The organism is Achromobacter spanius, from assembly GCF_029637605.1.
Taxonomy (GTDB): Bacteria; Pseudomonadota; Gammaproteobacteria; order Burkholderiales; family Burkholderiaceae_B; genus Achromobacter; species Achromobacter spanius_E.
The window spans coordinates 1,836,775-1,857,288 of the sequence record NZ_CP121261.1 but is presented as its reverse complement, the minus strand read 5'-3'; the positions used below and the strand labels follow the sequence as shown (position 1 = coordinate 1,857,288).

Sequence of the window (20,514 nt, the reverse complement as noted above, 5' to 3'; positions counted from 1 at the left end):
CGCAACCAGCAAGCCGCGTACCCACTACTGTCCGCCCGTCATCACCACCATGACTTCGGCCGGCTTGGCACTGCGCGACAAATAGATATGCCCCACGCCGCTGTCGAAGTAAGCCGTCTCGTGCTTGGCCAGCACCAGCGATTCGCCGTTTTCAAAGCGGATTTCCAGTTCGCCTTCCAACACCACCAGGAATTCCTGGCCGGCGTGGCGCATGTAGTCGTCGAACTCCGACTCGTCGCGGGCCAGGATGCGGCCATACATGGGCGTCATGCTGCGCTGCGGGTACTGGCCGGCCAACAGCTTGTAGTCGTAGGTGCCGGTCAGATAGCCGGGCGATTCGGCCAGCGTGCAGCGCAGGGCCGAGGGGGCGGGGCCGTCGGTTTCCGGGGCCGTGACCGGCCCGAACAAGGCGGCGATATCCACGTCCAGCGCGCGCGCCACGGCGGCGAACTTGGCATAGCTGATGGAGACCTGGCCCAGCTCCATCTTCGACAAGGTGGACAGCGCCACGCCGGTCAGCGCCGACAGTTCCTTCAGCGTCATGGAGCGGGCGCGGCGCAGCGCGCGCAGCCGCATGCCCAGGCTGCTGCGGTCGGCCAGGATGTTGGTGGCGGGCGAGGGGGGGCGGATGATCGGCATGTTGGTGCTTTCCCTTAGCGGCACGGGCTGGCGCAACCCAGCCCGCCTTTTTTCGTTGACGGATATTTTGTCATATCCGAGAATTCTCTGATTCGAGAATTATGGAAACACCATGAATGCGCAGCAGTTTGACGTTGTCATCATAGGGGCCGGCATTGCTGGTGCGTCGCTGGCCTATCGCTTGACGGCGGAGTCGTCGTCGCCGATGCGCGTCCTGCTGCTGGAACGCGAAGCGCAACCCGGTTATCACTCAACCGGCCGCTCTGCCGCAATGTTCATGGAAACCTATGGTACGCCCCAGATCCAGGCGCTGACGCGCGCCAGCCGCGCGTTTTATGAGCAGCCGCCCGAAGGCTTCACCGAGCATCCGCTGCTGCATGAGCGCGGCTGCCTGTACATCGCCAGCGCGGACCAGCGCGATACGCTGATGGAAGCCTACGAAGGCGCGCGGGCGTTGGCCGGCAACGTGCAGTTGCTGGACGCGGCGCAGGCCTTGTCCCGTGTGCCGTGCATTCGTCCCGAGGCGGCGGCGGGCGGCGCCATGTTGGAACCCGATGCTCGCGACCTGGACGTGCACGCGCTGCATCAAGGCTTTCTGGCGGGGGCGCGACGGCAGGGCGTGGTGCTGCGGTGCAACGCCGAACTGGAGTCGGGCGAAAAATCCGGCGATACCTGGACGCTGCGCCTGAAAGATGGCACGCAGCTGGAAGCGGGCATCGTCGTCAACGCCGCGGGCGCCTGGGCCGACGCTGTAGCCGAGCGTTGCGGCGTAGTCCCCGTGGGCTTGCAGCCTTGCCGGCGCAGCGCCTTCACGTTTTCCGCGCCGGAAGGCGTGGATTGCAGTGCCTGGCCGGCCGTGGTCGGCATTGACGAGTCTTTCTATTTCAAGCCCGATGCGGGCCAGTTGCTGGGTTCGCCCGCCAACGCGGACCCGGTGGCCGCGCACGACGTGGTGGCCGAAGAGCTGGACGTGGCCACCGGCATTTATCACATCGAAACGGCCACCACGCTGAGCATTCGGCGGCCGTCGCACGTGTGGGCCGGGCTGCGTTCGTTCGTGCCCGACGGCGACATGGTGGTGGGGTTTGACGATACCCAGCGCGGCTTTTTCTGGTTGGCGGCGCAGGGCGGTTATGGAATTCAATCGGCGGCCGGGGTGTCGGCCTTGGCGGCGGCGCTCGTCACCGGCCAAGCCTTGCCGGTGGAACTGATCGACCAGGGCGTGGCGCCGTCCTTGATGACGCCGCTCAGGCTGCGTTGAGTGATACGTGCTGACGGCCATGCCCTGATGGATACCTGAATGTAGTGACTTCTGCCTAAGACTCATCGAACAACAAGGGGACAACCATGTTCATGCAACGCAGGAAGTTTGTCGCGGCGTGCGCCGCCATTACCCTGGCGGCTGGTGCGGGGGCGGCGCAGGCCGCCGATTATCCGCAACGGCCTATCCAATTGGTCGTTCCGTATCCGCCCGGCGGCGCGGGCGATGTGCTGGGCCGCATCATCGCCAAGCGCCTGGGCGAAGAACTCAAGCAATCCATCATCGTCGAGAACAAGGCCGGCGCGGGCACCATCCTGGGCGCGCAGACCGTAGCCAAGGCGGCACCCGACGGCTACACGCTGCTGCTCAGTTCGGGCACCACCTTCACGGTGAACCCGGCTGTGTACGCCAAGCTGCCCTATAGCCCGTCGCAAGACTTTCAACCCGTGGGCATGGTGGGCCGCGCGGCGCTGATCATCGTGGCCAACGAGCAAACCCCGTATTCAGACGTGAAGGGGCTGGTGGCCGCCGCCCGCAAGGAAGGCGACAAGTTTTCCTATGGCTCGTTCGGCATCGGCACGGTGTCGCACTTTGCGGGCGAGATGTTCCAGGCCGCGGCCGGCACGCACATGACGCACATTCCGTACAAGGGCAGCGGCCCCGCCATGACCGACCTGATCGGCGGGCAAATTCCCATTTTGTTCGACACGGTGGTGTCGGCGATGCCGCAGATCAAGTCGGGCAAGATCAAGGCCATTGCCGTGACCACGCCGCAGCGCTCGGCCTTCCTGCCCGACGTGCCGACGGTGGCCGAAGCCGGTTATCCCAGCGTCAGCATGGACACCTGGATTGCGGTGTTTGCACCCAAGCGGGTGCCGGCAGACGTGGTCGCCACGCTGAACGCCGCCTTGACCAAGGCCCTGAAGGACCCCGAGACGCAAAAGCAGTTGCGCGCCAGTGGATTCGACCCCACGCCGATGGACGCCGCAAGCGTGGCCCGGGTCATCGAGGAAGAAACGCCGCGCTTCGCGGAGATTGCCAAGCGCGCGGGGATCAAGGCGCAGTAATCGCGTGCTTGAACCCGCTTGGCCAAACGCGCCCAAGCCAAACGTGCTTGGCCGGATGCCCTTAGCCGAACGCCGCCCTGACCGCGGCAAAGGCGGCCGCCACCAAGGGGTCGCCTTGGCGGGCGGCTTGCGTGATGAAAGACAGCTCGGCCGGGATGGTCAGGCCGGGCAGCAGCAATAAGCCATTCGCCTGCGATTCGCGCAGCGCAATGGAATCGCGCACCAGGGATAGCCCCACGCCCGAGCGCACCAGGTCCAGCATGGACGCTTCCTGATCCACTTCGGCCACCGCGTTGGGCGCGATGCCCAGCGCGTCGAACTTGGTGGCAAGCAAGCGGTGGTGCACGGAATCCGGCGGTGTCCAGATCCAGGGCAGCGCGGCAATTTCCTGCCAGCCTCGGCCGGCCACCTGCGCGCCCCAACCCTTGGGCGCCACCACGTAATAGGTAAACGACGCCAGGGGCAAGACTTCCAGCAGGGGCACGCCCCCCGTTGCGCCGGCCGGCCCCAAATAGAAACCCACGTCCAGCTCGCCCGCCCGCACCTGCCGGCCAACGGACCCCGACATGCCATGGCGCAGCGTGGGCCGGATTTTCGGATAGTGCTCCACCAGGTATTGCAGCGTGGCGCCCAGGCGCAGGAATTCTGGGTCCAGGATGGTGCCGATGCGCAGTTCGCCTTGCACCGTGTCGCGCAGGGCGCCGATGGCGCGTTGGAAATCTTCCAGGGCGTCCAGGATGCGCAGTGCGGACGGCAGCAGTGCCCGGCCATCCGCGTTGGGCGCCAGCCCCTGTGCCGTGCGCGCGAAGAGCGTCAGGTCCAGCGATTCCTGAAAGTTTTTCAGTTGCAGGCTTAGCGCGGGCTGGGTCACGTGCAGGTGTTCCGCCGCGCGCGTCAGGTTGCCTTCCCGCGCCACGGCGGCGAAGGTGCGGATGTGCTTCAAGTCCATGGCGCTGTCCGTCCCGAAATGGGGGTGAGCATTATTAAAGATGCTTATAAACCGAATTTCAACTTTTCATTGGACAGTTGGGGGCGGCTGCGCCAGAGTCATGGCAGATGCGCGCGAATGCTGGGCAAACCCTGCGTCGCAAACCGATAAAAAGCAGATAACAAGCGCTTATGGAGACATACGGTTGATGGAGACATACGACATCGTCATCGTGGGTGCCGGCTCGGCCGGCTGCGTGCTGGCCAACCGCTTAAGCCAGGACCCGAACACGAAAGTGCTGCTGCTGGAAGCCGGCGGCCGCGACAACTACCACTGGATCCACATCCCGGTGGGTTACCTGTATTGCATTGGCAACCCCCGTACCGACTGGATGTACCGCACGGTCAAGGAAGCCGGGCTGGGCGGGCGTTCCCTGATCTATCCGCGCGGCCGAGTGCTGGGCGGATGCTCGTCCATCAACGGCATGATCTACATGCGCGGCCAGCGTGAAGACTACGAGAACTGGGCCGCGCTGTCGGGCGACCCGGGCTGGGGCTGGGACCAGGTGCTGCCTGTCTTCAAGCGCAGCGAAGACTATCACCGTGGCGCCGACGAATTCCATGGCGCGGGCGGGGAATGGCGGGTCGAGGCGCAACGGCTGCGCTGGGACATCCTGGAAGCCTTTGCCGCCGCCGCCGAACAGGAAGGCATCCCCCGGGTTCAGGACTTCAACCGGGGAGACAACTTCGGCAGCGGCTATTTTGAAGTGAACCAGCGTAGCGGTTGGCGCTGGAACACGGCCAAGGCATTTTTGCGGCCGGTGATGAAGCGGCCCAATCTGCACGTGATGACCGGCGCGCAAGCCGAGCAACTGGTGTTCGAGGGCAAGCGGTGCGTGGGCGTGCAGGTGCGGCTTGACGGCAAGGGCAAAGAGCGGGGCAAGCCGCGGACGATCACCGTGCGCGCCCGTCGCGAAGTGGTGATGGCGGCCGGCGCCGTGAACACCCCCCATCTGCTTGAACTGTCCGGCATCGGCGAACCCGCGCGTCTTCGGGAAAGCGGCATTGGTTTGCGCCATGCCTTGCCCGGCGTGGGCGAGAACCTGCAAGATCATCTGCAACTGCGGGTGATCCTGAAGGTGAATGGCGTGAAGACGCTGAACCGTATCGCCGGGTCGTGGCTGGGCAAGGCGGGCATCGGCCTGGAATACCTGTTGCGCCGACGCGGGCCGATGAGCATGGCGCCGTCGCAGTTGGGGGCGTTTGCCAAGTCGGACCCCGGCCAGGCGCGGGCCAATGTGGAATTCCATGTGCAGCCGTTGTCGCTGGGGGCGTTTGGCGAACCGCTGCATGCCTTCGACGCCTTCACGGCCAGCGTGTGCAACCTGCGGCCGACCTCGCGCGGCAGCGTACACGCCCAAGGGGCGGCGGGCACGCCCGATGGCGCGACGCCCGTCATCGCGGCCAATTACCTGAGCACGGAAGCCGACATCCAGGTGGCGGCGGATTCCATCCGGCTGGTGCGGCGCATTGCCGCCGCGCCCGCCTTGCAGCGTTACCAACCAGAGGAATGGTTGCCCGGTCCGGACTACCAGACGGACGAGCAATTGCGCGAGGCGGCCGGCAAGATCGGCACCACCATCTTCCATCCGGTGGGCACCTGCGCCATGGGCAAGAACGCGGACAGCGGCGCGGTGGTGGACGCGCGCCTGCGGGTCTTCGGGCTGGAGGGGCTGCGCATTGCGGATGCCTCGGTGATGCCGCTGATCACGTCAGGCAACACCAATTCGCCCACCATCATGATTGCGGAGCGCGCCGCCGACATGATCCTGGAAGACGCGCTGCAAAACTAAAGCGGGGCGCGCCTAAGCGGGGCGCGCCTAAAGCGGGGCGCGCCCTTGATGTCTCTTGGACGCGCCCCGTGATGGAAATGCCGTTGAATCGGCGCGCTCAGCGCAGCGAGCGGTAGACCTCGGGGCGTTGCGGGTGCGTCAGGATCACTTGCCAGAGCTGGCCCTCGCGTGACCGGAAAAAGCCCGCGCAACACATCAGATAGTATTTCCACATGCGGTAAAAGCGCGTGCCGTAGCGGGCTTGCAGCGCAGGCCAGGCGCGCTCAAAGCGGTCCCACCAGGCCATCAGCGTGCGGTCGTAGTCGGTGCCGAAGTTGTGCCAGTCTTCGATGATGAAGCGGTGTTCGACAGCGGATGCGATTTCGCGCGCGGACGGTAGCTTGCCGTTCGGGAACACATAGCGGTCGATCCACGGGTCCGTGCTTTGGCTGGTGGCCGCGATGCCGATCGTGTGCAAGAGGAAGATGCCGTCCGGCGCCATCAGGCGCTGTACGTTGCTGAAGTAGGTGTCGTAGTTTTTGGGCCCCACGTGTTCAAACATGCCCACCGACACGACCTTGTCGAAGCTGCCTTGCAGGTCGCGATAGTCTTGCAGCAGCAGTTGCACGGGCAGGCCCTTGACCCGTTCCTGCGCCAGCGCCAACTGTTCCTTGGACACCGTCACGCCCGTGACCGATACGCCGTAGTTCTCGGCCGCGAACTTGGCCAACCCGCCCCAGCCGCAGCCGATGTCCAGCAGCGTCTCGCCAGGCTTGAGCTGCAGCTTGCGGCAGATCATGTCCAGCTTGGCCAGTTGGGCGTCTTCCAGGGTCTGGGCGTTTTCCCAGTAGGCGCAGGAATAGATCATGCGGCTGTCCAGCATGGCTTCGAACACGTCATTGCCGGCATCGTAATGCTGTTCGCCCACTTCAAAGGCGCGGTGCTTGGACTGCAGGTTGAACAGTTTGTGGCGCAGGTGCTCGGCTATCAGCTTGATGCGCGCCACGCCCAGCGCGGCCGAGCCCATGTCGGCGCGCAGCAGGCGGGTGAAGAGCTCGTCCAGTTGTTCGCAATCCCATTCCCCGTCCATATAGGACTCGCCCAGGCCCAGCGACCAACTGGCGAAGACGCGCTCGTACATGTGGCTGTCATGCACCTGAATGTCCCAGGGGCGCGTGCCGTTGATCTGCACGTCGGCGCGGGACAGCACGTCTTGGAGCACTTTCGGCGGTTCGGGGGGAGGGGGGCTGACATCAGGGGATGAGTGGTCAGCGGTTAGCGGAGAGACAGGACTGCTTTGCTGCATACGGACTCCATATCAATTTTGGGATGACTGATCTGGCAATGCCTGAAGCTCATAACTCTCGCCCCAACCGGCGGCCGATTCCAATTTAATGATTGGATCGGCCTGATAGCTAACGGCAATTCCGTACCGCCGCGACAAGGGGGCGCCGATGAGAATGGGGTGATCGTAGCGAGGCGCGGGCGCAGTGTCCAGCACGGGGCGCGGTGTCTGAATTGCACCCGGCCGCGCCGCCGCCGTCATGCGATTGTCCGGCTGACGCGATTACACTAGTGCGCCCTGGTGGGCCGCCGTTGCGGCGCCCGCCGATACGTGGAGTGTTTAGATTGGACGCCAGCCTGCAACCCCGCTTGGAATTCGTCACCTGCGCCAGCCCAGCCGGCTTGCACCGGATGGCTTACTGGGAATGGGGCGACCCCGCCAACGAGCAGGTGCTGCTGTGCGTACACGGCCTGACCCGAAGCGGGCGCGATTTCGACGTACTGGCGCGCCGCCTGGCAGGCCGCTACCGCGTGGTCTGCCCCGACGTGGTTGGCCGCGGCCGCTCCGACTGGCTCGCCAACCCCGCTTTCTACACGGTGCCGCAATACGTGTCCGACATGGTGACGCTGATTGCGCGCTTGCGGCCCGCCACGCTGGCCTGGGTGGGCACGTCCATGGGTGGCTTGATTGCCATGGCGCTGTCGGGCGCGGCGGTGTTCGCCACCGCCATGCAGGCCATGCGCCCGCACGCGGGCATGCTGCCCCCCGGCCACGGCATCCGGCTGGACAAGCTGGTGTTGAACGACGTGGGGCCGCGCCTGGAAACCGGCGCCTTGTCGCGCATCGGCCAATACGTGGGCCAGCCGGGCGAGTTCGCCTCGTTTGAGGAAGCGGTGGCCACCATGCGCGCCAACTCCGAAACCTTCGGGCCGCATACCGACGCGCAATGGAAAGATCTGGCCCAATACCTGTACCCGGAATTCGGCGGCAAGTGGGTCAAGCACTATGACCTGGCGCTGGCCCAGGCGCTGGCCGCGCAAACGCCCGAGGAACTGGCGGCGGGCGAACAGATTCTGTGGCGCTCCTACGACGCCGTGCCGTGCCCGATTCTGATCGTGCGCGGTGAAAAGTCCGACCTGCTGACCCCCGCCACCGTGGACGAGATGCTGAAACGCAATCCACGCGCCCAAGCGCTGGAAGTGCCTGGGGTGGGACACGCGCCAACCTTGATCGCCGACAGCCAGGTGGACCCCGTGGCGGCGTTTCTGCTGGGTTGAGCGTCCGCGGGGCGATTAGGGGACGCCACGGCGCTATTCAGGGTGCCGGGGCTTCTCTACAATAGCCCGATGAAATCGCCCACCCTGAACATCGATCTGCACTGCCATTCCACCGTGTCCGACGGCGCGCTGGCGCCTCGCGACGTGGCGCAGCGCGCGCACGCCAACGGCGTCGACGTCTGGGCATTGACGGATCACGACGAAGTGGGCGGCCTGGCCGAAGCCGCCAGCGCGGCGCAAGAGCTGGGCATGCAGTTTTCCACCGGCGTTGAAATTTCCGTGACGTGGGCGGGCCTGACGGTACACATCGTGGGCCTGCAATTTGATCCGGGGAACGCCGACTTGGTCGCGGGCTTGCGCAAGACGCGCTCGGGCCGCGCCGAACGCGCCAAGCGCATCGGTGATCGTCTTGCGGAAATGGGCATGCCCGGCGCCTACGAAGGCGCGCTGCCCTTCGCCGGCAACCCCGAATTGATCAGCCGCACCCACTTTGCGCGTTATCTTGTCGAGGCCGGTTACTGCCCCGACGTGCAAACCGTATTCACCAAGCATCTGGGCGACGACCGCCCCGGCCATGTGCCCATGCAATGGGCCTCGCTGGCCGAAGCCGTGGGCTGGATCCGTGGCGCGGGCGGCCGCGCCGTCATCGCGCACCCGGGCCGCTATAAGTACACGCCACTGCAATTCGCCGCGCTGTTCGATGAATTCTTGCAGTTGGGCGGCGAGGGCATCGAAGTCACCACCGGCAGCCACACCGTGGAAGAAGCCCGCCAATATGCCGAGGTGGCGCGCCGCTACGGTTTCCTGGCGTCGCGCGGGTCTGACTTCCACAGCCCCAAGGAAAGCCGCATCGACCTGGGCCGCCTGCCGTCGCTGCCGTCCGACCTGAAGCCGGTCTGGCACGACTGGTTCTGACGCGGGCGGCCAACGCCGCCCATCCTGCAAGCCATTGATATTGGGATCGCGCCACTGCGGCGCAGCCGCTATGAACAAAGCCTTTGTTAAAGAGTCCGACAACGAGGACGACGACGACCTGCCGCAAGCCCAAGCCTTGCCCGCGGGCACCAAGAACTACATGACCCCCGAAGGCTACGAACGCCTGCGCGCCGAACTGACGCACCTGATGAACGTAGAGCGCCCGTCGGTAGTGCAAGTGGTGTCGTGGGCGGCGTCCAACGGCGACCGTTCCGAGAACGGCGACTACCTATACGGCAAGAAACGCCTGCGCGAAATCGACCGCCGCATGCGCTTTTTGACCAAGCGCCTGGACATCGCCGAAGTGGTTGACCCGGCCCTGCAACCCAACCGCGATCAGGTCTTCTTCGGCGCCACGGTGTTGTACAGCGACAAGGCCGGCGAAGACCACACCGTCACCATCGTCGGCGTCGATGAAGCCGAGCCCCTGGCCGGCAAAATCAGCTGGATTTCCCCCGTTGCCCGCGCCTTGATCAAAGCCAGGGAAGGCGACACGGTGGTGCTACGCACCCCCGGTGGAATAGAAGAGCTGGACATCATGGAAGTGCGATACCCGTAGGATGCCCGAGGCATACCCGTAGGATGGGTGAAGCGCGAGAATCCTTAAACAAGAACAAAGCTGTACAACGCGCGCAACCCATCAAGCAGCGGCGGAGTTCTAAACGGGTTCAGCCATAACGCAGCCTTTGTCAGATGGGTTACGCGCGATCCCCATTCAATTTCTTTTGGTAAGCGTCCCGCGCTTCACCCATCCTACAATTTGGCCACATCACATCCCGCGCCGGCGTTCCCGCCCTAAAGGCGGCCACCCAAAAGGAAACAGGCGCCAGCTTTTGGCTGGCGCCTGTTTGGTTGGGAGGGATCTGACGTCCCTGCCTCGGTTTGGCGGCTTGCGCCGTCGTTCCCCTGGGGCTTGCTGCTAAATCAATATCTTTTCAACGACCTTCTTCACTGCTTGCGCGCAGCGATGGATTTTTCGGCCATGTTGACCAGGTCTTCGCCGATCTGCTTCTTCCACTTGTCGTAAACCGGCTTCGTGGTCTTCACAAAAGCGTCGTGTTCCGCTTTCGACAAGGACGTGACTGTCACGCCGTGGCCTTCGATTTCCTTCAGCAGCGACGGGTCGTTGGGTGTGACGCCTTTACGTGCAATCACGATCTGCTGCTTGCCGGCATCCAGCGCGGCCTGGCGGACGATGTCGCGGTCCTTTTCCGACCAGGAATTCCACACCTCGCGGTTCACCACGAAGATCAGCGGATCCGCCACATAATTCCACAGCGTCAAATACTTCTGGCCCACCGTATACAGCTTGGAGCCCGTATAGATCGACAGCGGATTCTCCTGCCCATCCACCGCGCCGCTGGCCAGCGCCGGCTGCGCATCGGCCCAGCTCATCTGCGTGGGGTTGGCGCCCAGGGCCGTGAACGTGTCGATGTACAGCGGCGAACCCACCACGCGCAGCTTCATGCCCTTCATGTCGGCGGGCGATTTCACTTCGCGCTTGGAATTGCTCAGTTGGCGATAGCCGTTTTCACCCCAGGCCAGCGGCACCACGCCGGCTTTTTCGATCAGCTTGAACATTTCGCGGCCCACGTCGCCTTGCACCAGCGCGTCGATGGCGGCGTAGTCGGGCATCAGGAAGGGCAGCGAAAACAGGTTCAACTGCTTGACCTGCGGCGACCAGTTGATGGTGGACCCCACGGCCATGTCGATCACACCCTGGCGGATGGCGGTGAATTCGCGCGTCTGGTCGCCCTGGACCAGCGACGTGCCCGGGTACACCTTGATGTTGATGCGGCCGTCGGTGCGTTCGCGCACCAGCTTGGACCAGATTTCCGCGCCCTGGCCCCACGGGAACGTCGTGCCCACCACGATGGACAGCTTGTATTCAGACTTGTAGTTCTGCGCGTGCGCCGGCGTCATGCCGACCACGGCGGCGGCGCACAGCGCGGCGCCGATCAGGTTGCGGAAGTTCATGTGATGTCTCCTCTCTTTGCGAGTGTGTCTGTTGTTGTAATCAAGATCGCTACGGACTTGCAGTACTTGCTTTTGCTTCGATAGCCCAAATCAATAACCCAACTTTCCCGGCAGCCACAGCGCCAGTTGCGGGAACAGCAGCACCGCCACCAGCACCAAAAACATGGAGCCCAGCAGCCACACTACCCACCGCACCGTGGACTCCATGGGCACCCGCGCAATGCGGCACGACACCATCAGGTTCACGGCCAGCGGCGGCGTGAATTGGCCCAGCGCCACCTTCAAGGTCAGCACCACGCCGAACCACACCGGATCCCAGCCGTAGGCATTGGCAATCGGCATCAGCAGCGGCACGAAAATCAGGAAGATCGAAATGCCGTCCAGGAACATGCCCACCGTCATCAACAGCAGAACCAACAGCGACAGCACGCCCCATTCGCCCAAGCCGGAATTGACGATGGCGTTGGTGATCGGGTCAATCACGCTCAGCGTGGACAGCGCCCACGCAAAGATGCCGGCCAGCGTCACCACCAGCATGATCACGGCGGACAGTTCGGCCGCTTCGCGCAATATGGTGTAAAGGTCGCGCAGCTTGATGGTGCGGTGGATGAAACCGCCCACGAACAAGCCATAAAACACCGCCACCACCGCCGCCTCGGTAGGCGTGAACCAGCCCAGGCGCATGCCGCCCAGGATCAGCACCGGCGCCGCCAGGCCCCATGAAGCATCGCGCAGGCTTGCCCAGAAGGGCGGGCGCGGCAGGTGGGATTCCAGCGCGCCCATCTTGTATTTGCGCGATAGCCACACGGCGGGAATGATCAGTGCAAAGCCTGCCAGCAGGCCCGGAATCATGCCGGCGGCAAACAGCGCCGGCACGGACGCGCCGGGCACCAGCACCGAATAGATGATGAACGCCACCGACGGCGGAATCAGAATATCGGTAGCGGCGCCCGCGGCCACCACCGACGCCGAGAACGAACCCGGGTAGCCCGCGCGCGACATGGCGGTGATCATCACCGCGCCCACCGCCGCCGCGCAGGCCGGGCCGGAACCCGAGATGCCGCCCAGGAACATGGCCACCGCAATCGACACCAGCGGCAGCATGCCCGGGCCACGGCCCACAATGGCAATCGCGAAATCCACCAGGCGCTTGGCCACGCCGGACCGGTCAAAGATGGAGCCGACCAGCACGAACATGGGGATGGCCAGCAGCGGGTACTTGGCCAGCCCCGCGTAGAAGTTCTGCGGCACGGCCAACAAGCCATACCAGGGCGTGTCCAGGTTGGACAACACGATGGCGATGGTGCCGCCGATGCCCAGCGCCACGCCCACCGGCACCCCAATCAACATCAGGACGACAAAGACAATGAATAGCAGCGATACGATCATGGCTTGCCCGCGCTTTGCAGAAGGCGTCGGATGATGCCCAGGGTGCGCAGCGAGATGGCCGCAGCCATGACAGGCAGCCAGATCGAATACCACCAGGTCGGCACGCCGATGGCGGGAGACGTTTCTTCGTAGATGTACTCGTCCGCCACCAGCTTCACCGACAGCACGGTCAGCAGCACGAAGAAGGCCAGCACGCAGCCGTTGGCAATCAAGGCCATGATGCGCTGGCGGCGCGGGGAACCCGAATCCGCCAGGATCTCAATACGGATATGGTGGTTGCGCACAAAGGCCACGCTGCCGCCCGCCATGGTCAGCACGATCAGCAGGAACACCGAGATTTCTTCGGTCCAGGCGAACGACTGGTCCGTGAAATAGCGCACCAGCACGTTGGCGAAAGTGATCAGCGCTAGCGTGGCCAGCAGAATCACGGCCAGCCATTCTTCGATGGCCAGCGGCACCTTTACGGCGGGATCGGGTTCAACGGGGATGATCGGTTCGACGGGCTCGACGGGGGCTTCAGGGCGGGACATGGGTGCGGCGACGGCTTGGGCGCTGGGGCCCGCTTTATGAATTGGGTCGCTGCATCCTACCGTTGCCCTCGGGGCTAGGGTGTTCGTGTTTTCCCGTGGTGCGGGGCGACAACAACATGCTGCATCGCGTCAGACGATTAGATAGCGGGGCGGCAAGACCTCAGGAATTCCGCGATGACGACAGGGCTTCACCCCGATATTGCTATGCACCATCCTGGTTCATCGTCGTCGGAATTCTTTTGTAACACTAGGGAAAACAAGGGCTTTGCAAGCTTCTTGAATAACGGCTCCGGGAAAACCCCCTAAACAGGTAAAATCCCGTTTTGCTCCCATCCTTATACGGCGCCCGCATCGTGTCCCTAGTTCAGCATCTGCCTGGTTCCTCCGTCCTGTCCTCCTTTCGTCGCGATCGCCTGTTGGCGCAACTAAAGGAAGCCGGCCTGCCGGTGGCCGACATCTCCGCTCGCTACGAGCACTTCGTCAGCACCGACGTCGCCTTGACGGCCGAACAGCAGCAACACCTGACCCAGTTGCTGGATTACGGCACGCCCAGCACGGCCGCCGCGCCGGCCAAGAGCCTGTCGCTGCTGGTCATTCCGCGCCTGGGCACCATTTCCCCCTGGGCCAGCAAGGCCACCGACATCGCCCACAACTGTGGCTTGTCGTCGGTGCACCGCATTGAACGCGGCGTGCGCTATGTGATCACCCCAGAACGCGGCCTGCTGGGCACCAAGTCGTTTGACGACGCCATGCTGGCGCGCGCGGCCGACTGCCTGCACGACCGCATGACCGAAACCGTGGTTGACGCCAGCTTTGACGGCCAGGCGCTGTTCCAGACGCTGGCCGGCAAGCCCATGCGCACCGTCGGCGTTCAAGCCGAAGGCGTCAAGGCGCTGGCCGAGGCCAACGTCTCGCTGGGCCTGGCCCTGTCCGAAGACGAAATCGAATACCTGGCCAAGTCCTTCACCGACCTGGGGCGCGACCCCACCGACGTGGAACTGATGATGTTCGCGCAGGCCAATAGCGAACACTGCCGCCACAAGATCTTCAACGCTGAATGGGTCATCGACGGCCAGTCGCAGCCCAACACGCTGTTCGGCATGATCCGCGCCACGCACAAGGCGCAGCCGGAAGGCACGGTCGTGGCGTATTCGGACAACGCCGCCATCATGGAAGGCGGCCCCGCGCAGCGCTTCCAGGCAGGCGTACCGGGCGTGACGGGCGAGGGCGCCGACGGCGCCAAGTACATCCGCCGCGACACCACCGTGCACACCTTGATGAAGGTGGAAACCCACAACCACCCGACCGCCATTGCCCCGTTCCCGGGCGCGTCCACCGGCGCGGGCGGCGAAATCCGCGACGAAGGCGCCACCGGCCGGGGCTCCAAGCCCAAGGCCGGCCTGACCGGCTTCACCGTGTCGCACCTGCGTTTCGACGACGCGCTGCAACCCTGGGAAGCCGACCACCACGGCCTGCCCGAGCGCATCGCCTCGCCCTTGTCCATCATGATCGACGGCCCCATCGGCGGCGCCGCGTTCAACAATGAATTCGGCCGGCCCAACCTGCTGGGCTACTTCCGTTCGTTTGAGCAAACCGCTGGCGGCACGCGCTGGGGCTATCACAAGCCCATCATGATCGCGGGCGGCCTGGGCAGCATCGACGCGGGTCTGACCCACAAAGACGTGATTCCCCCCGGCGCGCTGCTGATCCAACTGGGCGGCCCGGGCTTCCGTATCGGCATGGGCGGCGGCGCCGCCTCCAGCATCAGCATGGGCAGCAACTCGGCCGAACTGGACTTTGATTCCGTCCAGCGCGGCAACCCGGAAATCGAACGCCGTGCGCAAGAAGTCATTGACCGCTGCTGGCAGCAGGCCGAGAACAACCCCATCATCGCCATCCACGACGTGGGCGCGGGCGGCTTGTCCAATGCCTTCCCGGAATTGGTCAACGACGCCGGCCGTGGCGCCATCTTTGACTTGAAGCGCGTGCCGCTGGAAGAGTCGGGCTTGTCGCCCGCTGAAATCTGGAGCAATGAGTCGCAGGAACGCTATGTTCTGTCGATTCTGCCGAAAGACCTGGAACGCTTTGACGCCATCGCCCGCCGCGAACGCTGCCCGTACGCGGTGGTGGGTGTGGCCACCGAAGAGCGCCAACTGCGCGTGGTGGACGGCGAGGGTCTGCCGGGCCTGGACACGATCCGCCCGCAAGGCGACGCCGAAGTGCGTCCCGTGGACGTGCCGATCGACGTCATCCTGGGCAAGCCGCCGCGCATGACGCGCGACGTGCGCCGCCTGCCGGGCGTGTCCGCGCCGCTGGACCTGGCCGGCATCGACCTGACCGAAGCCGCCTACCGCGTGCTGCGTCACCCCACGGTCGCCAACAAGTCCTTCCTGATCACCATCGGCGACCGCACCGTGGGCGGGCTGTCCAGCCGCGACCAGATGGTCGGCCCGTGGCAAGTGCCGGTGGCCGATTGCGCGGTTACCTTGGCCGACTATGAAGGCTTCCGTGGCGAAGCCATGTCGATGGGCGAACGCACCCCCATCGCCATGCTCGACGCCCCGGCGTCCGGCCGCATGGCCGTGGCCGAAGCGCTGACCAACCTGGCCGCCGCCGACGTGGCGCGCCTGGAAGACATCAAGCTGTCCGCCAACTGGATGGCCGCTTGCGGCGTCGACGGCCAGGACGCCGCGCTGTATGACACCGTGTCCGCCGTCAGCGAACTGTGCCAGGCCACCGGCCTGTCCATTCCGGTGGGCAAGGATTCCCTGTCCATGAAGACGTCCTGGGAACAGGACGGCGAGCAGCGCCAGGTGGTGGCGCCGGTGTCGCTGGTGGTGACGGCGTTTGCGCCCGTTGCCGACGTGCGCGCCAGCCTGACCCCGCAACTGCGCACCGACGCGGGCGACAGCGTGCTGATTTTGATTGACCTGGGCCGTGGCCGTCACCGCATGGGTGGTTCCATCCTGGCGCAGACGTACAACCAGATCGGCGAAACCGTGCCGGACATCGACGCGCCGCAAGACCTGCGCGCGTTCTTCATCACGATCCGCACGCTGGCCGAAGCCGGCACCATCCTGGCCTACCACGACCGTTCCGACGGCGGCTTGTTCGCCACGCTGACCGAAATGGCCTTCGCCGGCCGCACCGGCGTGTCCGTGAACCTGGACATGCTGACCTTCGATCCGCAATCGGCGGATTGGGGCGACTACAAGATCCGCCCGGATCAAGTGAAGGTGCAACGCGAAGAGCTGACGCTGAAGGCGCTGTTCTCGGAAGAAGCGGGCGCCGTCATCCAGGTGCCGGCCTCGCAACGCGACGCCGTCATGCAAGTGCTGCGCGGCGCGGGCCTGTCGGCCCACTCGCACGTCATCGGCGGCCTGAATGGCGCCGACGAAGTCGAGTTCTATCGCGATGGCAAGAAGGTCTGGGGCCAGCCGCGCGCTGAACTCGGCCGCGCCTGGAGCGAAGTGTCCTACCGCATCATGGCCCGACGCGACAACCCGGCGTGCGCGCAAGCGGAACTTGACGTCTGGAACGATACGACCGACCCCGGCATGAGCCCGAACGTGTCCTTCGACCCGCAAGAAGACATTGCCGCGCCCTTCATCAACACCGGCAAGCGTCCGCGCGTGGCCATCCTGCGCGAGCAGGGTTGCAACAGCCAGGTGGAAATGGCCTGGGCCTTCGATACGTCGGGCTTTGAAGCCATCGACGTGCACATGACCGACCTCTTGGCCGGCCGCGTGGACCTGGCGCAGATGCAAGGCCTGGTGGCCGTGGGCGGTTTCAGCTACGGCGACGTGCTGGGCGCCGGCGAAGGCTGGGCGCGCACCATCCGCTTCAACAGCCAGTTGTCGGATCAGTTCGCCGCGTACTTTGCGCGTCCGGATACGTTCGCGCTGGGCGTGTGCAACGGCTGCCAGATGATGGCGGCCTTGGCCCCGATGATTCCGGGCGCCGAGCACTGGCCGCGCTTCACGCGCAACCAGTCCGAAAAATACGAAGCGCGCCTGTCGATGGTGGAAGTGGCCAAGTCGCCGTCCATCTTCTTTGCCGGCATGGAAGGCGCCCGTATTCCGGTGGCCGTGGCCCACGGCGAAGGCTATGCCGACTTTTCGCAGCAGGGCGACGCCAGCCGCGTGCTGGCTGCCGCGCGCTACATCGACAACCGTGGACTAGCCACCGAAGCCTATCCGTTCAACCCGAACGGCAGCCCCGGCGGCCTGACTTCCGTCACCACGGCCGATGGCCGCTTCACGGTCTTGATGCCGCACCCCGAGCGCGTGACCCGCAACGTCATGATGTCTTGGGCGCCCGAGAAATGGGGCAATGCGGACAAGGGCGGCGCGTACAGCCCCTGGATGCGCATCTTCCGCAACGCGCGCGCCTGGCTGAAGTAAATCATCCAGACACGCGGGCGGTAAGTTAGCCCGTCAAGGCGAAGCCGTGCGCAGGTCGGCGGCTTCGCGTTCAAACTGAGTCGACAGTTCTTCCGCCGCCGGCGTCAAGGGCTGCGCGGTGCGTTGGATCAAGCCGATCACATAGCTGGGCAGCGGCTCGACTATGGGCACGATGTCCAGTTGCTCGCGTAACAGGCCGGTAGTGATCAACGCCGTGGGCAGCAGGGCCATGCGGTCGCTGTTGGCCACCAGCGCGGCCGTGTCGATCAAGCCATCCGTCTGCATGTCCACCCGTGGGATGCCCAGGCCCGCTTGGCTGAACACGGGGTAGACGGATGCGCCCGGTTGGCCCGGCGGCCCCGCCACCGCGAACACCGCCTCACTAAGTTCATGCAGGCTGCGCGCCTGCCCCAAGGGGTGGTCGCGACGGGCGGCCATCACCAACGGGCTGGTCAGCAGCACGCGCGCCTTGAGCTGCGGGTCGGTGTCGTCCGCGTTCAGCGAGCAAATGGCGAAATCCAGTTGGCCTTCGCGCAGCAGCGGTGTCAGGGTGTGGTAAAGGCCGCTGCGGCAACTGAGTTCTACCTCGGGGTAGCGTTGCCGAAAACGGTGGATGGCGGACGTGGACAGCAGGACGGATGCCGCCGCCGAGATGCCGTACTGCACGGTGCCCAGCCGTTCACCGCGCATTTGCGACATGGTGTCGCGGGCGCGCTTGGTCTCGTGAACCAGGTGTTGGGCGTGGGGCAGAAAGCGTTTGCCGTAGTCGTTGGGCCGCATGCCTTTGGCGTGCCGGTCGAATAACGGCAGTCCCAGCGTGCGTTCAAGCCGCCGCAAGGACTTGGTTAATGCTGGTTGGGTTTGCCCGGTGGCCCGGGCTGCCGCGTGCACGCTGCCATGTTGCGTGACGGCAAGAAAGTCGAATACTTGCTGCAACTTCATGTTGATGCCTCCCCGTAATTGCTCAGTCGATCCAACTGAAAGGTCCCCGGCTGCTCGCATCTGAATTGCCGACCGACCGTAGTTCATACTTTTCATGGCCGCAAGCAGCGGTGGTGGGGAGTGGGGGCTGCGGATCGCGCACATCCAGCAACGGCGCGCCTTGCGGGGCGATTGACGTCGCGCCGTGAAGCACGTTGTCAAACTTTTGTAACGGTCTGAGATATTTAACTTTTAGTTGCAAGATGCCGTTAACCGGGGGAGCGTACTGCAATCCCCGGGAGTGGCCTTTTCATGTTCAAGAATTTAAGTATCCGCGCAATTCTGACGACCGCCTTGGGCGTCTTCTTTGCGCTTTTCCTGTTGACCGGCGTCGCCGTGCATCAGCAACTGACGTCCAATCGCACGTCCATCGAAGTGCTGCTGGACACCAATCTGGTTCGCGCCAATGCCGTGGATGGCGCCGGCGCCGAACTGCTGCGCGCGCGTCTGGTATTGCTGGCCGCGCAAAGCGCGCTGCTGGAAGGAAAGTCCATCGACAGCCTGACCAGCATGCAGCGCCTGGATGGCTATACGAAAAGGGCGTCTGATTTGATAGAGATGGCGCGCAAGCTGCCCGAGACGTCGACACAAGGTAAGCCGCTGTTCGACGCCGCGTTGGCCGCCTACGACGTTTATCAGCGCGATGCGATCACGCCGATGGTGGCGGCCATTCGCGCGGGCAAGCCGCAAGATGCCAGCCGTCTGAACCTTGAAAAAGTCACGCCGCTGGGCACCGCGTTCACGCAGGCCATCAAGAGCTACGTGGACTACGCCGATGACGTGGGCCAGCGCGTGGCGCGCGATGCGTCCACCAGCATCAATGGCGCAATCGTCTTGCTGCTCTGTCTGTTGGCGGTGGTGGCGGTGTTGGTGGTGAGCTTGTACGCGATCTTTGCGCGGTCCGTGTTCCGTCCGCTGCACGAGGCGGGCCGCTTGTTCGACCGCATCGCGGGTGGCGACCTCAGCAATCGCATCGAGCAGCGCGGCAACAACGAAATCGGCGTGCTGTACGCCGCCGTCAAGCGCATGCAGGACAGCTTGAGCCGTACCGTGTCGGCCGTGCGCCTGGGCGTGGAAGAGATCCACACCGGTTCGCGCGAAATCGCGGCGGGCAACATCGATCTGTCATCGCGCACCGAGCAGCAGGCCGCGTCTTTGGAAGAAACCGCCGCCAGCATGGACGAGCTGTCGTCCACGGTGAAGAACAACGCCGATAGTTCGCGCAGTGCCTCGCAGTTGGCATCGGCGGCGTCCGAAGTGGCCACGCGCGGCGGCAAGGCCGTGGGCGACGTGGTGGGCACCATGCGCGGCATCGCGGATAGCTCCAAGCGCATCGCCGATATTGTGGGCGTGATCGACGGGATTGCATTCCAGACCAACATCCTGGCGCTGAACGCGGCCGTGGAAGCGGCGCGGGCCGGCGAGCAAGGCAAGGGCTTTGCGGTGGTGGCCAGCGAAGTGCGCGCCCTGGCGCAACGCAGCGGGCAGGCCGCCAAAGAGATCAAGGGGCTGATCGACGAGTCGGTGCAAAAGGTGTCGATCGGGTCGGATCAGGTGGAAGCCGCGGGTGCGACGATGCAGGAAATCGTGACGTCGGTGCGCCGCGTGACGGACATCATCAACGAAATTTCCAGCGCGTCGGAAGAGCAGTCGCAGGGCATTCAGCAGGTGAATCAGGCGGTGTCGCAGATGGACAGCGTGACGCAGCAAAACGCGGCGCTGGTCGAGCAGGCCGCGGCGTCGGCGGCGTCATTGGAGGCGCAGGCGCAGCAGTTGCGTGAGGCGGTGGCGGTGTTTAAGTTGCAAGCCGGTGGGCAGGTGATTGATGCGGATGCGCCGGCGTTGGGGCGGGGTGTTGAGCCGGTGATGATTGGGGGTGATTGGGTCCCTTCATGAAGCGCCTCGGATACGGGCACTTGATGGGTTTGCGCGTTTGGCGTCGATGTTCTTTTGTCGTTTTCCGCGCGCTGC

15 protein-coding genes are annotated in these 20,514 nt (G+C 64.6%); 8 read left to right on the top strand and 7 right to left on the bottom strand.

Going from position 1 to position 20,514, the window contains the following annotated elements; translation table 11 throughout:
• Positions 1-24: 24 nt before the first annotated feature.
• The gene (locus tag P8T11_RS08035; RefSeq protein WP_268077439.1) at positions 25-639 is read right to left on the bottom strand and encodes a helix-turn-helix domain-containing protein; all 615 of its coding nucleotides are present in this window, start codon (positions 637-639) and stop codon (positions 25-27) included.
• 112 nt (positions 640-751) lie between these two features.
• Here P8T11_RS08035 and P8T11_RS08030 point away from each other — a divergent pair, with 112 nt between their 5' ends.
• Positions 752-1,900 carry an NAD(P)/FAD-dependent oxidoreductase gene (locus tag P8T11_RS08030; RefSeq protein ID WP_268077440.1) on the top strand — a complete coding sequence of 383 codons (1,149 nt, stop codon included), beginning with the start codon at positions 752-754 and terminating at the stop codon, positions 1,898-1,900.
• Between the two features lie 86 nt (positions 1,901-1,986).
• Entirely contained in the window at positions 1,987-2,967 is a 981-nt protein-coding gene (locus P8T11_RS08025; RefSeq protein ID WP_268077441.1) for a Bug family tripartite tricarboxylate transporter substrate binding protein, read from the top strand.
• 61 nt (positions 2,968-3,028) lie between these two features.
• Here the strand turns inward: P8T11_RS08025 and P8T11_RS08020 are convergent, their stop codons facing one another.
• Positions 3,029-3,916, bottom strand: coding sequence for a LysR family transcriptional regulator (locus tag P8T11_RS08020; protein ID WP_268077442.1), 888 nt, complete (start codon positions 3,914-3,916; stop codon positions 3,029-3,031).
• A 187-nt stretch (positions 3,917-4,103) separates the two neighbouring features.
• On the opposite strand from P8T11_RS08020, the gene P8T11_RS08015 reads away from it, so the two are divergent.
• Positions 4,104-5,747, top strand: coding sequence for a GMC family oxidoreductase (locus tag P8T11_RS08015; protein ID WP_268077443.1), 1,644 nt, complete (start codon positions 4,104-4,106; stop codon positions 5,745-5,747).
• 97 nt (positions 5,748-5,844) lie between these two features.
• Here P8T11_RS08015 and cfa read toward each other — a convergent pair whose 3' ends face one another.
• Positions 5,845-7,032 (bottom strand): cyclopropane fatty acyl phospholipid synthase, encoded by a 1,188-nt coding sequence (gene cfa / locus P8T11_RS08010; RefSeq protein ID WP_268077444.1) that lies wholly within the window; start codon positions 7,030-7,032, stop codon positions 5,845-5,847.
• A 323-nt stretch (positions 7,033-7,355) separates the two neighbouring features.
• Here cfa and P8T11_RS08005 point away from each other — a divergent pair, with 323 nt between their 5' ends.
• The 3 genes from P8T11_RS08005 to greB all read left to right on the top strand — a co-directional run bounded on the left by P8T11_RS08005 (position 7,356) and on the right by greB (position 9,822).
• On the top strand, positions 7,356-8,288 hold the full coding sequence (locus P8T11_RS08005; RefSeq protein ID WP_418910338.1) for an alpha/beta fold hydrolase: 933 nt from the start codon (positions 7,356-7,358) through the stop codon (positions 8,286-8,288).
• 69 nt (positions 8,289-8,357) lie between these two features.
• Positions 8,358-9,203 (top strand): 3',5'-nucleoside bisphosphate phosphatase, encoded by an 846-nt coding sequence (locus P8T11_RS08000; protein WP_268077445.1) that lies wholly within the window; start codon positions 8,358-8,360, stop codon positions 9,201-9,203.
• A gap of 70 nt (positions 9,204-9,273) precedes the next feature.
• Complete coding sequence (gene greB, locus P8T11_RS07995) at positions 9,274-9,822, top strand: transcription elongation factor GreB (protein ID WP_127184898.1); 549 nt, start codon at positions 9,274-9,276, stop codon at positions 9,820-9,822.
• A gap of 389 nt (positions 9,823-10,211) precedes the next feature.
• On the opposite strand, the gene P8T11_RS07990 is transcribed toward greB, so the two are convergent.
• From P8T11_RS07990 to P8T11_RS07980, 3 genes are all read right to left on the bottom strand, one after another.
• Positions 10,212-11,240: a DctP family TRAP transporter solute-binding subunit gene (locus P8T11_RS07990; protein WP_268077446.1), complete on the bottom strand. Its 1,029-nt coding sequence runs from the start codon at positions 11,238-11,240 to the stop codon at positions 10,212-10,214.
• Positions 11,241-11,330: 90 nt separating this feature from the next.
• Complete coding sequence (locus P8T11_RS07985; RefSeq protein WP_268077447.1) at positions 11,331-12,629, bottom strand: TRAP transporter large permease; 1,299 nt, start codon at positions 12,627-12,629, stop codon at positions 11,331-11,333.
• Complete coding sequence (locus tag P8T11_RS07980; protein WP_268077448.1) at positions 12,626-13,159, bottom strand: TRAP transporter small permease; 534 nt, start codon at positions 13,157-13,159, stop codon at positions 12,626-12,628. Before P8T11_RS07980 ends, P8T11_RS07985 begins: the two co-directional genes overlap by 4 nt.
• A gap of 353 nt (positions 13,160-13,512) precedes the next feature.
• On the opposite strand from P8T11_RS07980, the gene purL reads away from it, so the two are divergent.
• The gene (gene purL / locus P8T11_RS07975) at positions 13,513-17,562 is read left to right on the top strand and encodes a phosphoribosylformylglycinamidine synthase (RefSeq protein WP_268077449.1); all 4,050 of its coding nucleotides are present in this window, start codon (positions 13,513-13,515) and stop codon (positions 17,560-17,562) included.
• 33 nt (positions 17,563-17,595) lie between these two features.
• Here purL and P8T11_RS07970 read toward each other — a convergent pair whose 3' ends face one another.
• Positions 17,596-18,504 carry a LysR substrate-binding domain-containing protein gene (locus P8T11_RS07970; RefSeq protein WP_268077450.1) on the bottom strand — a complete coding sequence of 303 codons (909 nt, stop codon included), beginning with the start codon at positions 18,502-18,504 and terminating at the stop codon, positions 17,596-17,598.
• 291 nt (positions 18,505-18,795) lie between these two features.
• Here P8T11_RS07970 and P8T11_RS07965 point away from each other — a divergent pair, with 291 nt between their 5' ends.
• A complete protein-coding gene (locus P8T11_RS07965; RefSeq protein WP_268077451.1) occupies positions 18,796-20,439 on the top strand; it encodes a methyl-accepting chemotaxis protein in 1,644 nt (547 codons plus the stop codon).
• Positions 20,440-20,514: the final 75 nt, after the last annotated feature.

Bases quoted from the DNA above. Each gene is read 5' to 3' on its own strand.
- cfa (WP_268077444.1), bottom strand. From the start codon at position 7,032: ATGCAGCAAAGCAGTCCTGTCTCTCCGCTAACCGCTGACCACTCATCC.
- P8T11_RS07985 (WP_268077447.1), bottom strand. From the start codon at position 12,629: ATGATCGTATCGCTGCTATTCATTGTCTTTGTCGTCCTGATGTTGATT.
- P8T11_RS07990 (WP_268077446.1), bottom strand. From the start codon at position 11,240: ATGAACTTCCGCAACCTGATCGGCGCCGCGCTGTGCGCCGCCGCCGTG.
- P8T11_RS08000 (WP_268077445.1), top strand. From the start codon at position 8,358: ATGAAATCGCCCACCCTGAACATCGATCTGCACTGCCATTCCACCGTG.
- P8T11_RS08035 (WP_268077439.1), bottom strand. From the start codon at position 639: ATGCCGATCATCCGCCCCCCCTCGCCCGCCACCAACATCCTGGCCGAC.
- greB (WP_127184898.1), top strand. From the start codon at position 9,274: ATGAACAAAGCCTTTGTTAAAGAGTCCGACAACGAGGACGACGACGAC.
- P8T11_RS08015 (WP_268077443.1), top strand. From the start codon at position 4,104: ATGGAGACATACGACATCGTCATCGTGGGTGCCGGCTCGGCCGGCTGC.
- P8T11_RS08025 (WP_268077441.1), top strand. From the start codon at position 1,987: ATGTTCATGCAACGCAGGAAGTTTGTCGCGGCGTGCGCCGCCATTACC.
- P8T11_RS08030 (WP_268077440.1), top strand. From the start codon at position 752: ATGAATGCGCAGCAGTTTGACGTTGTCATCATAGGGGCCGGCATTGCT.
- P8T11_RS07980 (WP_268077448.1), bottom strand. From the start codon at position 13,159: ATGTCCCGCCCTGAAGCCCCCGTCGAGCCCGTCGAACCGATCATCCCC.
- P8T11_RS07970 (WP_268077450.1), bottom strand. From the start codon at position 18,504: ATGAAGTTGCAGCAAGTATTCGACTTTCTTGCCGTCACGCAACATGGC.
- P8T11_RS07965 (WP_268077451.1), top strand. From the start codon at position 18,796: ATGTTCAAGAATTTAAGTATCCGCGCAATTCTGACGACCGCCTTGGGC.
- P8T11_RS08020 (WP_268077442.1), bottom strand. From the start codon at position 3,916: ATGGACTTGAAGCACATCCGCACCTTCGCCGCCGTGGCGCGGGAAGGC.